The 14,465-nt window shown below is 63.7% G+C and carries 8 protein-coding genes, 1 tRNA gene and 1 pseudogene; 2 read left to right on the top strand and 8 right to left on the bottom strand.

Annotated elements, in window-relative coordinates; genetic code table 11:
• Positions 1-4: 4 nt before the first annotated feature.
• Positions 5-1,074, bottom strand: a pseudogene (locus J2R80_RS05250) (alpha/beta hydrolase).
• A 56-nt stretch (positions 1,075-1,130) separates the two neighbouring features.
• Positions 1,131-2,210, bottom strand: coding sequence for an LLM class flavin-dependent oxidoreductase (locus tag J2R80_RS05255; protein ID WP_076824612.1), 1,080 nt, complete (start codon positions 2,208-2,210; stop codon positions 1,131-1,133).
• 130 nt (positions 2,211-2,340) lie between these two features.
• Between J2R80_RS05255 and J2R80_RS05260 the strand changes: the two genes are divergently transcribed.
• A tRNA-Arg gene (locus J2R80_RS05260) sits at positions 2,341-2,417 on the top strand.
• Between the two features lie 53 nt (positions 2,418-2,470).
• On the opposite strand, the gene J2R80_RS05265 is transcribed toward J2R80_RS05260, so the two are convergent.
• The 3 genes from J2R80_RS05265 to J2R80_RS05275 all read right to left on the bottom strand — a co-directional run bounded on the left by J2R80_RS05265 (position 2,471) and on the right by J2R80_RS05275 (position 9,957).
• On the bottom strand, positions 2,471-2,791 hold the full coding sequence (locus J2R80_RS05265; protein WP_076824610.1) for a hypothetical protein: 321 nt from the start codon (positions 2,789-2,791) through the stop codon (positions 2,471-2,473).
• Positions 2,792-2,862: 71 nt separating this feature from the next.
• Positions 2,863-7,686 carry an NAD-glutamate dehydrogenase gene (locus J2R80_RS05270; protein WP_076824608.1) on the bottom strand — a complete coding sequence of 1,608 codons (4,824 nt, stop codon included), beginning with the start codon at positions 7,684-7,686 and terminating at the stop codon, positions 2,863-2,865.
• A 327-nt stretch (positions 7,687-8,013) separates the two neighbouring features.
• On the bottom strand, positions 8,014-9,957 hold the full coding sequence (locus J2R80_RS05275) for a sigma-54-dependent Fis family transcriptional regulator (protein WP_253638129.1): 1,944 nt from the start codon (positions 9,955-9,957) through the stop codon (positions 8,014-8,016).
• A gap of 284 nt (positions 9,958-10,241) precedes the next feature.
• Here J2R80_RS05275 and J2R80_RS05280 point away from each other — a divergent pair, with 284 nt between their 5' ends.
• Positions 10,242-12,050 (top strand): NAD(P)/FAD-dependent oxidoreductase, encoded by a 1,809-nt coding sequence (locus J2R80_RS05280; RefSeq protein ID WP_057015377.1) that lies wholly within the window; start codon positions 10,242-10,244, stop codon positions 12,048-12,050.
• A gap of 191 nt (positions 12,051-12,241) precedes the next feature.
• Here J2R80_RS05280 and J2R80_RS05285 read toward each other — a convergent pair whose 3' ends face one another.
• From J2R80_RS05285 to J2R80_RS05295, 3 genes are all read right to left on the bottom strand, one after another.
• Entirely contained in the window at positions 12,242-12,661 is a 420-nt protein-coding gene (locus J2R80_RS05285; protein WP_057015376.1) for a CBS domain-containing protein, read from the bottom strand.
• A 251-nt stretch (positions 12,662-12,912) separates the two neighbouring features.
• The gene (locus J2R80_RS05290) at positions 12,913-13,383 is read right to left on the bottom strand and encodes an aminoacyl-tRNA deacylase (RefSeq protein WP_063790053.1); all 471 of its coding nucleotides are present in this window, start codon (positions 13,381-13,383) and stop codon (positions 12,913-12,915) included.
• A 120-nt stretch (positions 13,384-13,503) separates the two neighbouring features.
• Complete coding sequence (locus J2R80_RS05295) at positions 13,504-14,316, bottom strand: pentapeptide repeat-containing protein (RefSeq protein WP_168856595.1); 813 nt, start codon at positions 14,314-14,316, stop codon at positions 13,504-13,506.
• Between the last annotated feature and the right edge of the window lie 149 nt (positions 14,317-14,465).

Here is a 14,465-nt window from a genome sequence, read left to right on the forward strand (position 1 = left end):
GGGCTCAGCGCGCTGCTTCGCAGCCGGGGATGTCGAATACGGCGGTCAGGCCGCAGGGCGAATTGAGCATCTTGCCGCCGGCATGGCCGACGCCGGGCACATCCCACACGCTGTGGTTTGGCGCGCCGCCGTCGCGGGCCTGCATCACGGCGGCATAGGAATGCCCGCGCGCGTAACGGTACGGCCCCTCGGCCTCCGCCATGCAGGATTTGTCGAGCGCGGGATGATTGGGGTTGGTGTCGAGCGTTCCGAGCAGATAGATCACGCGGCGCGCGACATAGGCCTGCTCCAGCGCAGCCGGCGAAGGCTCGGCAAGATAGGGCGGGCGGTCGTCCATACCGAATTTCCAGCTGTTGTAGCCATGGCAGTTCGCCGCGATCGCGGGCTCCGGCCGCTCCTTGGTGAAATAGGCGTAGGAGGACGGATTGGCGACCACATAGCGCACGCCGATGCCCTCGCGCAGCAGCAGCTGATCGCCCTTCACCGCGATCGCATAGCGCTGCACCACCTGGCCGCCGCCGGAATGACCGAACACGACAGGTTCGGAAACAGCTTGCGGTCGCCGAGCTTCGCCAGGATGGCATCGAGCGCCTCGAACGAGCTCGCCGCGCTCGGCGCGAGCGCAGGCTCGCCGCCCTGCCAGCCATAGAGGCTCCAGCGCAGCGTCTCCGCCGGCAGCTTGAAGGCCTCGACGTCGGATTCGATCAGGAATTGCGGCGCGATCATCAGCGCATGCTCGCCGGCATCGCCGGCCGCGGCCTGCGCGCTCAGCGCCGCGCGAAAATAGTCGTCGGCATTGCGCAGCACGCCATGCAGCACGAGCACCGCGCGCGTAACATCCGGCAGCGGGTTGGACCAGTCGGCCGAGAGGTAGAGCGGAAAGCTCGCTTTGCCGACGGCAATCCGCGCATTGGCGATCTCCTTGACCGGTTTTCGGTCGCGCTCGGTCTGTGCCTGCGTCGCGGACGCCGCGGGTCCGTGCGCCGCCGCCACGACGAGCAATGCCGCGGCCGCAAGCCAGGCCCGGTGATGCGTGGTTCGACTCCGTTGCTGCCGCGAGCTCGGCTGGATCATGGCGCGTCCGGCGCAGATTCACCCGTGAATTTTCGGAAAGCTTCCGCACCCGCACCTCAGGCCACGAGCCGTCCATGATTGTTGGCGGCGAGGATCGGGCGGATCAGGCGGCCGAACCGCTCGGCCTCCTCGTCGTGCAGATAACCGGACAGGCAGAAGGAGTGGCAACCGGCATCGATGAACTGCTGCAAGGTCGCGGCGCATTGCGCGGGATCGCCGACCACCGCGATGCCGGCGCCGGGCCGCACCTTGGTGATGCCGGTCCACAGATGCGGCATCAGGAGATCGCCGTAGTCGCGCGCGAGCTGCTGCACGCGCTGGTTGGCCTCCGAGCGATTGTAAAGCGTCTTCATCTCCTGCTTCTGCCGCTCGGTGGCGTGGCGCACCAGCTGGTCGGCCGCCTCCCAGGCATCCGTCTCGTTCTCGCGGCAGATCACCTGCAACCGCATGCCGAAGCCGATCGCATCCCCGCGGTCATGCGCCCGCGCCATCCGCCGGATCTCGGCGATATTCTCCGCGATGCGTTCCGGCAGGTCGCCCCAGAACAGATGAACATCGGAATGCTTCGCCGACACCTCCCAGGCCTGCCGCGAGCCACCGCCGAGATAGAATTTCGGGAACGGCTGCTGCAGCGGCCGCGGCCTGATATGCGCGCCGGAGATCGTGTGAAACCTGCCCTGGAAATGCACCGGGCCGCGCGTCGTCCACAGCGCCTTGAGGATCGAGACCTCCTCCTCCATCAGCGCGTAGCGTTCCTCTTTGGCATAGCGCACGCCCTCGGCCTCGACCTCGCTCTCGTTCTGGCCGGCGATCAGATTGATGCAGATCCGCCCGCCCGACATCTGGTCGAAGGTCGAGATCATCTTTGCCATCAGCACCGGGTTGATATAGCCGGGCCGCGCGGCAATCAGCGGCTTGATCCGGCTGGAGCGCGCCGCCATGAAGGCGCCCGTGATCCAGGCCTCCCAGCACACCGAGCCTACCGGGATCAGCAGATACTCGAAGCCGGCGTCCTCAGCGGCCGCGACCACGCGCTCGCAGAGTTCCGGCGAACCGGCGATCTGGGCCTCCATCAGCCCATAGGCCGTGGTGTCGCCATGCGTGGGCAGATACCAGCCGAATTCCAGCGGACGCATGGGCAAACTCCCTCGAAAGACGGCCTTTTTTCGCGGCCTGTCATATTGTCGGGAGGCAGTTTACAGCCCTTAACCAGTTGGACAACGCCGTTGCCGACGCGGAGCCAATCAGCTAAATGAACCCCTGCACGCACCCGTAGCTCAGCTGGATAGAGCGTTGCCCTCCGAAGGCAAAGGTCACACGTTCGAATCGTGTCGGGTGCGCCATTTCCGCTTCGTTGCCGCCGATCAACCGTAGCCTTTGCTGCGATTCCCCCAGCTTAGGGGATTCTTTCCATAACGTTGGGCCGGTTTTTCTCGAGCCAGGCGACGGCCTCGGGTCCATCGACGACACACTCGAAGGTTTCCCAGGTTGGGTCTTCCAAAGACTCCAATTGCAGTCGCTTCGCCGCATACTCAATGAGGTCGTGGAGGCGTTCGTATCCTCGTCTGTGCTCGAGGGAATCTGCAATCGCAGTGCTGGTCCATCCTCGTTGAGCCAAATCGATAATGCTCGGAGCGTCAGCCTCGCTGAACCACGGTGTGGCATCGAACTCGATGCAGCGAACATTGTCGGCGGTATGACAAGTGGCGTGGATCATTGGATTCCTCCGTTTACCGGCTAGCTACCTGCGCCAGCATCGCGCTTCTCACGTCGCTGCCTCGCACGCCCTCAGGCCTTGACCAAGTCCCCCAGCAGGTTCGCCGCCACCGTCAGCTTGGCGAGGGTCAGGCCGCTGGCAGCGATCTCCTCCACCGAGCGGCGGATACGCGTCGCCTCGGGGTGAGCCGCGAGCCAGGTCTCGACGGCCTGCTGGCCAGACTGGCCGGTTGCCAGCATATCGGCGGCCAGTCTCCTTTCGGCGCCGGCGATCTGCTCGACGGCGCGATCGATGGCCATGCGTTCGAAATAATCGTTGGCCGGCACACTGCGTGCGGCGGCGATGATGCGGTCGAGACGGAAATTCGCCTCGGCGGCGTAGAAGGTCGCAGCGGCATCGCCGATGGGGCGCGTGGTGCGCTCGGCAACCGTCACGATGTCGGGAGCCGAGACCAAAGCGTCAAGATCGGCGAGCTCTCCGGCGAGGCCGGCCGGGACACCGGCGTCGGCGAGTTCCTGCCGCCGCTTGACGCGCGCGGCTTGCAAGTCCGGCGGCAAGGCAGTGTCGAGCCCGGCGACGATCTGGCGGATCGCCGGGCCGAAGCGCGCGACGACGGCCTCCAACCCGTCCTTGAAATCGGCATTGCGCACGTACCAGACCATGCGGGAGAGCAGGAGATCCTGCACTGAAGCGTAGAGGGATAGCTGCAGCTGCCCGTCGATGCAGGCGTCGAGCGCGTCGATCGCATCATTGAGCCACTTCAGGCCGTAGCATTCATCGACCGCCACATAGGCCATGACGATGGTCGGGATATCGGCGTCGGTCTCGTCGATCAAGCGCACGACGCAGGCCGGGCCGCCGCGATTGATCACCGCATTGGCGAGACTGGTCGCGATGATCTCCCGCCGCAGCCGATGCAATCCGGCGGCGGTCGGGAATTTGTCCTGAACCTCGCGCGGAAAATACTGGGAGAGTTCGCGGGCGAGATAGGGGTCATCGGGCACGCTGGTGACGAGCAGGTCATCGTAGAGGGTCAGCTTGGCGTAGGCGAGCAGCACGGCAAGCTCCGGCCGCGCGAGGGACTGGCCGCGCCGTGTGCGCTCGGTGAGCGCGGCGTCGTCGGGCAAGAACTCCACAGCGCGACTGAGCAAGCCGCGCTGTTCGAGCGACTGCATCAGGCGAGTGAGGAAACCGGTCTCGGCCACACCCTTGCGCTCGGCCAGCGACAGCGCCAGCGTCTGCAGATAGTTGTTGCGCAGCACCAGCACGCCGACCTCGTCGGTCATCGCGGCAAGCAGGCTGTTGCGGTCAGTGGGACTGAGGCGTCCCTCGCGTTCGGGACGCGCCAGCGCGATCTTGATGTTGACCTCGACGTCGGACGTGTTCACGCCGGCCGAATTGTCGATGGCGTCGGTGTTGAGCTTGACGCCCTTCTGCGCCGCTTCGATGCGACCGCGCTGGGTAACGCCGAGGTTGGCCCCTTCGCCGATCACCCGGGCGCGCACGTCGCCACCCGCGATGCGGATTGGATCGTTGGCGCGGTCCCCGACCTGGTCGTCGCTTTCCCCGGAGGAGCGGACATAGGTGCCGATGCCGCCAAACCACAACAGGTCCGCGCGAGCCTTCAGGATCGCCGTCATCACCTCGAAAGGCGTGGCTTGCGGCTTGTCGAGATCGAGCAGCGTGCGCACTTCCGGCGCAAGCGGGATCGCCTTGAGCGAGCGCGAGAACACGCCGCCGCCCTGCGAGATCAGCGACTTGTTGTAGTCCTGCCAACTCGATCGCGGCAGATCGAACAGGCGCTTGCGCTCGGCGAAGCTGGTCGATGGATCGGGTGAAGGATCGATGAAGATGTCGCGATGATCGAAAGCCGCCACTAGCCTTGTCGCCGGCGAGAGCAGCATGCCATTGCCGAAAACGTCGCCCGACATGTCGCCGACGCCGACCGCGGTGAACGGCATGGTCTGAATGTCGGTGCCGAGCTCGCGGAAGTGGCGCTTGACCGCCGTCCAGGCGCCGCGCGCCGTGATCCCCATCTTCTTGTGATCGTAACCCTGGCTGCCGCCAGATGCGAAGGCATCGCCGAGCCAATGGTTCTTCTCGGCCGAGATCGCGTTGGCAACATCGGAGAAGGTGGCGGTGCCCTTGTCGGCGGCGACGACGAGGTAGGGGTCGTCGCCGTCGTGGCGCACGGTGGATTCGGGCGGCACGACGATGTCGCCGTCGAGATTATCGGTGAGTTCGAGCAGCGAGCGAACGAAGATGCGATAGCTTTCGGTGCCCTCCGCGAGCCAGGCGTCGCGCTTGGAAGGCGGCGGCAGGCGCTTGGGCACGAAGCCGCCCTTGGCTCCGACCGGCACGATCACGGCGTTCTTGACCTGCTGCGCTTTCACCAGGCCGAGGATCTCGGTGCGGAAATCCTGCGGCCGGTCGGACCAGCGCAAGCCACCGCGCGCAACCTTGCCGAAGCGCAGGTGGATACCTTCGACACGAGGGGAATAGACGAAGATCTCGTAGAGCGGTCGTGGAGCGGGCAAGTCGTCGATCCGGCGCGCCTCGAACTTGAAGGAGATCACCGGACGCGGGTGTCCATCCTCGCCGATCTGCCACAGATTGGTGCGAACGGTAGCCTGCACCAGATTGGTGAAGCGGCGCAGGATGCGGTCTTCATCGAGCGAGGCGACGGATTTGAGCTGTTCCTCGACCTCGGCAAGCAAAGCCGCCTCGCGCGCCGCGCGCTCGGCCTCCGTCAAGGCGAGGCGCGGATCGAGGCGGGTCTGGAACATCGCGACCAGGCTGGCCGTGATCGCGGCGTTCTTGCGCAAGGTCTCCCACATGTAATCCTGGGTGAACGGAGCGCGGATCTGGTGCAAATAACGCGACAGCGCCCGAATGGTCGAGACTTCCCGCCAACTTAGGGCGGTGCGCAGGATCAGGCCGTTATATCCGTCAGATTCGGCGCGATCGGTCACCACCGCCATGATCGAGGCTTCCAGGCGATGGCTGAATTCCGGGTTGATCTCGATGGGCAGGCCGTCACTGGTCTCGATCGTCATGTCGTGCAGCCAGACCGGCGCAGGCCTGGTACCGGGCACGACCTGATAGGTGCGTTCGTTGACCACACGCAGGCCGTGATTTTCGATCACCGGCACGCGGTAGGATAACGACAGCGGTACGGCGTCCGAAAACACCTTCAGGCCGAAGCGCCTCGGATCGTCGCCTTCGATGCGGTAAACCGAAATCGTCACCGGGCGCGCCGGCGTCAACTTTTCGACGGTCGTGATATCGGCGATCGCCTGTTCCGCGCCGAACACCTCGGTATAGCCGCCGCTGAAGGCCTGGGCATATCGGTTGGTGAGCATGCGCGCCCGCATGCCATCGGTCGACGCGGTAAGCGCGGCCTTCAGCTTGTCGGCCCAGGTCGCGGCAATGGCGCTGATCCCGGCTTCGAGCAGGGCGCGGTCGACGACGGGCGTTTTGCCTTCATAGCGTCCGATGATGAAGTGGACGCGCGCAAGCGCCCCTTCCGGGAATGATACGTAGGAGGCGGACAGCTTCCCTTTGTAGGCCTGCGCCAAAAAGGCTCCGACGCGCGTGCGGACGTCGGTGTCGTATTTGTCGCGCGGAATGAAGGTGAGGATGGAGACAAAGCGATCGAACTTGTCGACCCGCGGCAGCGCCCGGACGCGCGGACGCTCGTAGAGGATCAGGATCTCGATGACGAAGTTGTAGAGCGTGTCGACGTCGATCTGGAACAGCTCGTCGCGCGGATAATCTTCGAGAATATGCATCAGCGCCTTGCCGGAATGACCGTTCGGGTCGAAGCCCGCGCGCTGCAGCACCCGCGAAACCTTGTGGCGAACATAAGGGATCTGCCGTACCGAGCGAGTATAGGCGCCCGAGGTGAAAAGGCCGACGACGCGCAACTCGCCTTCGAGCCGGCCGTCGGGCGAGTAGAGTTTGATGCCCACATAATCCATCCGGGTGCGGCGATGGACGCGGCTGGAGACATTGGCCTTGATGACGATCAGCAGGGTCGGCTCGTGCATGAACTCGCGGATTTCCGGTGTCATCACCACCATTTCGCTGCCGCGACGCAGGACCTTCACGTCCGGATCGCGCAGAATGCCGAGGCCTTCGCCGGTTGTAATGTCGTCCGACGCGTCGCTGTCGGGCGAGAAGCGATATTTGCGCACGCCGAGGAAAGTGAAATTGTCCGCGCAGAGCCATTGCAGGAACTGATTGGCTTCGGCGAGTTCGTCGATCGGCAGCGGCGGCGGATTGGAAGAGAACGTCTTGATCGCTTCCTCGACACTGTCACGCATGACGCGCCAGTCGGCAACGCAGGCGCGGACATTGTTCAACGTCCTGGTCAGGCCGTCGATCAGCTTCTGGCGATCGGAATCCGCATCCAGGCGGGTGATGTGGAGATGAATCAGGCTTTCGCGCGCGCCCTTTGCTCCGTCCGGCAGTGCTTCCCCGTAGAATCGCAGCAGCTTGCCTCCATCGTCGCGCTCCACCGCGATGATCGGGTGAGCGACCAGGGTGACCTCGAGGCCCTGATCGGCGAGCTCCGCCATGGTGGAATCGAACAGGAAAGGCATGTTGTCGTTGAGAATTTCGAGCACGGAAATCTCGCGTCCGTTCGGCAACGTCGGATTGACGACGCGGATATCGGCGCTGCCGGCCGTGCGCCGCTGCACGTGCTCCCAGGCCTGCTCCGCCAGCAGGGCAAGCGAGGCGGCATCGTAATTGGCGAGATCCTCGATATTGGTGTAGCCGAACAAGGGCTCGGCAAAGGCCCGGGGGCTCTTGCCCGCTGGCACGCTGCCCGCTGCATCGCGGATCAGGGCTGCCCGGGCCTTGTCGTCACGCCACGCCATAATGTCCTCCATTTGCCGTGCCGTCCGATCGCAGCCGCGACCATCCGCTTGATTCTGGAGTGCATCTCTTCGTGCGTCGCGATCGAATGCTACGCGAAATCCTAGCTTCGACGGCTGCCGACGACAATACTACGATCCCGCAGCGAACGGCGCACGCTGTCGTGAGGCGTGCTGAATTTCGCTTGCGACAGCGGGTGGGCCGAAGTCGGCCGACGGCGGCCGAACGCCTGGGGCAGGAAAAATCACATGCAATTTCAATTATGTATGGGTTCGCGCCGCTGTTCGGCAGGGATGTCGTATCTGACGGTGGCGGTCAGCGACGGCGGGCAACGACCGCACTCAGGTCAGGTCTTTCGGCATCGTGATGCCGAAGCGGACAATCTGGCGATGGATGGTCGAGCGATCGACGCCGCGTTCGCGCGCCACCTGCGAGACGTTCCAGCGATTGTTGCGCAACGCCGCAAGTAGCGCATCGGCTTGCCACGACGTCGCCGCTCTGCCACGTGCCGGCTTTCCGGAGCTGTCCTGACCCAGGGGATGAGCGATCCGGTCCGGCAGATCGGCAAGATCGATCGTGCCGTCGTTCGACAGCGCGCAGCCATGATCGAGCGCATTGATCAGCTCGCGGATGTTGCCAGGCCATTGGTACTTGAGCAGCGCGCTGCGCGCGCTTGCCGTCAGCGCATAGTTGGCCTTGTGCTCCGTCGAAAGCCGATGCAGGGATTGATCGATCAGCCACTCGATATCGGTGCGCTGACGCAGCGGAGGCAGCGCAAGCACCGCGCCGTTGAGGCGGAAATAGAGATCCTCGCGGAACTGCCCCGCCTTCACCAGCGTGACGAGGTCGCGATGGGTGGCAGCGATGACGCGGACATTGAGCGGGACCGGCCGGGTGCGGCCGACCGGTGTCACCTCGCGCTCGGCGAGCACGCGCAACAGGCGCGTCTGCGACGAGATCGGCATGTCGCCGATCTCGTCAAGGAACAGGGTGCCGCCGTCGGCTTCGAGCACGAGACCCTTCTTGCCCTTGGCCGCCGCTCCGGTGAAGGCGCCTGCCTCGTGGCCGAACAGCTCGCTCTCGATCAGGCTTTCCGGCAGCGCGGCGCAGTTGACCGCGACGAAGGGCCTGCCTGCCCGCGCACTGACCGAATGCAGCGCCTTCGTCAGGTGCTCCTTGCCGGTGCCGGTTTCGCCGGTGATGAGCAGGCCCATCTGGGTGTTGATGAGCTTGGCGGCGCGCGTCACCACGTGATGCATGGCGGGATCGCCGCGGAACAGGTTCCGTAGCGGCGCCGGAAGCGCCGACTCGCTGCGGGAGGAGGCCGGCGCCGCCAGCTTGTTCGGGGGCGGCAAGGTTTGCGCGAACAACGTCGCGCCGCTGTTGGCTAGCCGCAGCGTACGTTGGCCGGTGGGGCGCGAATGGGCGAAGCGCGGCAGATCGTCGATGGTGCATTCGAAGATGTCGGACACGCCGAAGCCGTCGGCCCGCAGGCGAAGGTCCGGACGCTTGGCCAGTTCGCGGGCGAGCAGCTGCCTTGCGCGATTGTTGAAGCCGATGATGTGGCCGCTGCTATCGACGGCCATCACATAGTCCGGATCGACATCGGCGAATTCCGCGGAGCCGGACAGCTTGATGATCCATTCCTGCCGGAAACGGTTCAGCAGATTCGCATTCTCGATCTTGTGAGCAAACGACTTGACCAGTTGCAGCGCCAGGAACTGGCTGGCCTTCGGTTCCGGCGAGCGCAGCGCGGAGATATCCAAGACCGCAGCGAGCTTGCCGCTGGGATCGAAGACCGGCGCGGCCGTGCAGGTCAGCGGAATATGGGTGGCGTCAAAATGGTCGGATTGATGCACCGTCAGGGCTTCTTCGGTCGCGATGCAGGTGCCGACTGCGCAAGTGCCGGCATGCGGCTCGTTCCAGTCGGCGCCGAGATAGAGGCCGGCCCTGCGAAGCGTGTTGTTGAATGTCGGGTCGCCGATGAAATCCACCGTGATGCCCCTGGCATCGGTGAGCAGCAGCACATAGCCGAGTCCGGCGATCTGACGATACAGCATCTCGACGCCGAAGCGCGCCGTGTGCAGGAACTCGTCCATGGCGTCGCGATGCTCGCGCAGCCGCCCGGACGTTACGATATGAGCGTCGCGCAGCACCAACGGATCGAGCTTGTGTTCGGAGACGCATCGCACCCACGACTGATGGATGATTGCGTCACGCGCGCTGCTCTGGCCGTCCGCAACGCGAACCAGCTCGTCGATGTGCGCAGCCCGCTCCGTCGTCACGGCTGATGCTCCTGGATGTTTCCCCGCACGTTGTTGCGTCGAGTGTCACTCGGATTGTGCCGCCGATCAAGTTTGTTGCGTGCAACACCTGTTGCATGACGCAACAAGTGAGGCGGCCTGGCGCCGACAGCTAACGCGAGGAAATGCCGAGCGTTTTTCGAGATTCGCCGCAATGGCATGAGGCTTGCTGACATGGTGGTCGAGGCAAGATTCGACCTCGCTAACAAACGCGCCGGACCCACGACGCAAAGGCGATCGACGCCGGCATATGGGAGAATGAAACCATGCTCACGAAGGCCCCGGACGGAAAGATCACCGCGCTGCTCGACGAGTTCAACGTCGCATTGTCGTCGGGTGACATCGAACGCGCGATCGCGCTGTTCCAGACCGATTGCTACTGGCGCGATCTGGTCACCTTCACCTGGAACATCAAAACCATGGAAGGCAAGGATCAGATCCGCGACATGCTTCAAGCGCGGCTTGCGGATAGCAAACCGTCGGGATGGCGCATTGCCGATGGCGAAGCCGCGAGCGAGGCCGGCGGCATCATCGAGAGCTGGATCGAATTCGAGACCGATGTCGCGCGCGGCTATGGTCACCTGCGCATGAAGGATGGACGCATCTGGACCTTGCTCACCACCATGGCCGAGCTCAAGGGACATGAGGAAAAGTCCGGCTCCACCCGTCCGCTCGGCGCCAAGCACGGCCATGGCAAGGACCGTAAGAGCTGGCGCGAGGAACGTGACCAGGAAATCACCGAGCTGGGTCATGCAAAACAACCCTATGCGCTGATCATCGGCGGTGGCCAGGGCGGCATCGCGCTTGGCGCGCGGCTGCGGCAATTGAACGTGCCAACCATCATCATCGAGAAGAACGAACGCGCCGGCGATTCCTGGCGCAAGCGATACAAGTCGCTCTGCCTGCACGATCCGGTCTGGTACGACCATCTGCCCTATATCGACTTCCCGAAAAACTGGCCGGTGTTCGCGCCGAAGGACAAGATCGGCGACTGGCTGGAGATGTACACGAAGGTCATGGAGCTCAACTACTGGAGCTCGACCACGGCGAAGTCGGCCAAGTATGACGAGAAGGCCGGGGAATGGACCGTCGTGGTCGAGCGCGACGGCAAGGAGATCACGCTCAAGCCGAAGCAGCTCGTGCTGGCGACCGGCATGTCGGGCAAGGCGAACTGGCCCACCTACAAGGGGCAGGACATCTTCAAGGGTGAGCAGCAGCATTCCTCGACCCACCCGGGGCCGGAGAAATATCGCGGCAAGAAGGTGGTGGTGATCGGCTCCAACAACTCCGCCCACGATATTTGCGCGGCGCTATGGGAAGGTGGCGCCGACGTCACCATGGTGCAGCGCTCGTCCACGCATATCGTGAAATCCGACACGCTGATGGATATCGGGCTCGGCGCGCTCTATTCGGAGCAGGCGGTGGCGAGCGGGATGACCACGCGCAAGGCCGATTTGATCTTCGCCTCGTTGCCCTACAAGATCATGCACGAATTCCAGATCCCGCTCTACGAGCAGATGCGCGAGCGCGACAAGGATTTCTACGCCGCGCTGGAGAAAGTCGGCTTCATGCATGATTGGGGCGACGACGGCTCCGGCCTGTTCATGAAGTACCTGCGCCGTGGTTCGGGCTATTACATCGACGTCGGCGCCTGCGATCTCGTGATCGACGGTTCGATCAAGCTCAAGAGCGGCAAGGGCGCTGCGGTGCGGGAACTGACCGAAACCGGCGTCAGGTTCGTGGACGGCAGCGAACTCCCCGCCGATCTCGTCGTCTATGCCACCGGCTATGGCTCGATGAACGGTTGGGCCGCCGACCTGATCTCGAAGAACGTCGCCGACAAGGTCGGCAAGGTCTGGGGTCTTGGATCCGATACCACCAAGGACCCCGGCCCGTGGGAGGGCGAGCAGCGCAACATGTGGAAGCCGACCCAGCAGGAGGCACTTTGGTTCCACGGCGGCAATCTGCACCAGTCGCGGCATTACTCCCAGTATCTGGCGCTGCAACTGAAGGCGCGGATGGAAGGCATCCCAACCCCGGTCTACGGCTTGCAGAAGGTTCATCACCTCGGTTGATCGACCGGGCGATAACGAGGTGTCGGGCGGATCGTCGTGCGATCCGCCCCTCGACAGATCGGATGGAGATCGAACCGTGCCGATCGCCGTCCAGCTTCGGGCCGATGCCTGCGAGACAGCCGGCACCGGTTGCCTTCCCGGTTGACCACGATACTGGCCGGTCTGCCAGCTTCCCGCAGACCGGCCTCGCCTCAATGATGAGCCGACACGCTCTTCATGCATTGGGACAAGAGATCGGCACCGGCAAAGTGGCCTACATCGCCCAGGCTGATCATGCCAACCATCCGCTTGCTCTTGTTGATCACAGGCAGTCTGCGAATCTTCAGCGTTTCCATGTGATGTATAGCTTTCGTCAGATCGTCGTCTTCCCGGCAGCAGTGGATGCCTTCGGTCATCACATCCCGCGCTGTGGTGCGCGCAGAGTTGAAGTCCTTGCTCGCGAGACCTTTGCAGACGAGGTCGCGATCCGTCACCATCCCGATCAGACGATCGTCTTGCCCGATCGGAATGCAGCCGATGTCGTGCCCTTGCATCAATTTCGCGATTTCGGTGATTGGCGTGTCGGGGCTCACCCAATCGACGCCCTTGTGCATCACGTCCTTGACTTTCATGGAGAACCTCCCGTCCAAGGCAGCACCCCCTCGCTCGCAATTATACAACAGAGCTGGCGCGACTGCATGCGTGCTGCGCCTTAAGGCACGATGAAACCGGGTCGAAGCGTTATCGCGCTCGAGCCCCTTGCTTGAGCATGATCTCCGCGCAAGCGCGTTCCTCCCTTGTCTCGGGGAAGAGCCGCTTCGTACCCCTCCGGATCATGCTCCAGTCGGGGCGCACAGATAGATGGTCCCGCTGTCACGCCGCCTCAGTCATGCGCACTGAAGCTGCCATGCAGGGAACCGGCGGTCAGGCGTGCGAATTGCGCACGACCGAGATGAAGCAACGTCTCATGATCGCCGGCTTCGATATAGATCTCGGGCTGCATCCGGATGCTGTCATCAACGATAACGTCGAGCCCGTAGCAGCTACCGGCGGCGGGAACCGCCCCGTGCGCACAGTCCGTGAACAGCCGATCGATCTCGCCTTCAGCGGCCATGGCGATATCGTCACCGAATCTCGCCCTGAGATCCGCCAGCCTGAGGTGATGCGATGCCGGCAGCACGGCGAGCAGATACCCGTCGTTGCGGCGCAGCACAATGGCCTTGGCCAAGCGATCGCCCGAGACGTGACAAGCCTGGGCGGTAAGGGCTGACGACATCGTCAGTACGTGCGGGATTTCGTCGTACTCGATGTTTTCTGCAGCGAGATAATTGTGCAGTTTGGAAGAAATGGTCATGGCGTCACCTCCGGTGCGACATGCAACCATCCACCGTGGTCGTGCCCGCCGCACGATGAGCGGCTGCGTGGTTCTCAAGACAGAACATAGGTCTTGTCGCAGGACACTGCAATTCGATCCCTAACGGGGGCGCCGCGCCAAGTTCAAGTTCCGGGCCTTGTCCAGATTGCGGGCCTCGGCCAGCGCCGCCGCGCTCGGCAACAGGGCCGACGCAAGGTCGGCCTCGGTGAAATCTGCGCCGGCGACATTGGCGTCGGATAGGTCGGCTCCCGCAAGGTCAGCTCTATGGAGGCTGCAGTTCGCCAAATTGGCATTCTGCAGTTGCGCAAATTCGAGATCGGCGCGCGAGAGATTGGCGCCGCTTAAATCCGCGTTCCGCAGATCGGCGGATTTGAGCACGCCACGCATCAGGCCCATCGATTGGTTGCGCATATCAGCGCTCAGATCGGCGCCCGCAAGCCTGGCCCCGATCAGGCTGGCACCGGAAAGATCGGCGGTTATCCGAGCGCCGCTCAAGTCGGCGCCGCCAAGCTTGGCGCGTTGCATCTGCGTGCCGAGCAGCGATGCCTTGACGAGGGACGCCCCCGTCAAGTCTGCGTCGATCAGCCAGGCCTGGTTCAAGATAGCCCGATCGAAGCGGGCGCCTTTCAGATTGGTCTGGTTGAGCTTTACGAGATGAAGGTTGCCGCCGGAGAAGTCGAGGCCCGAGAGATCGAGGTGCGACAGTCGCTTTCCATCCAAATCTGCAGTGCGTCCGTCCCCTTGAGGGATCGACTTGAGGAGCGCATCGACCTCGGCGCGCGTCATCTCCGACGCCGTCATTTCCGGACTGTTGAGGTCGACACTCCGCAGCATGTCCTGCGACACGGCGTCAGTCGAATCAACCAGCAGCGCCGCTATCGACACAAAGGCGAATGCGAGACGAAACGACATCGCCGTCTCCCGCCGCTCAGAAACCCGGTATTGTCTCTTGTATTCTCCGGGTTGGCCGCGCCGTCAGGTTAGCTGGCCGGCTCCGGCCTATGCCAGAGTATGAAACCGGATATCGATCCTGGCAATGACAGTGACCGTCTCAGCCGGAG

It is taken from the genome of Bradyrhizobium sp. USDA 4541 (genome assembly GCF_024171085.1).
In the GTDB taxonomy this organism is placed as follows: domain Bacteria; phylum Pseudomonadota; class Alphaproteobacteria; order Rhizobiales; family Xanthobacteraceae; genus Bradyrhizobium; species Bradyrhizobium australafricanum.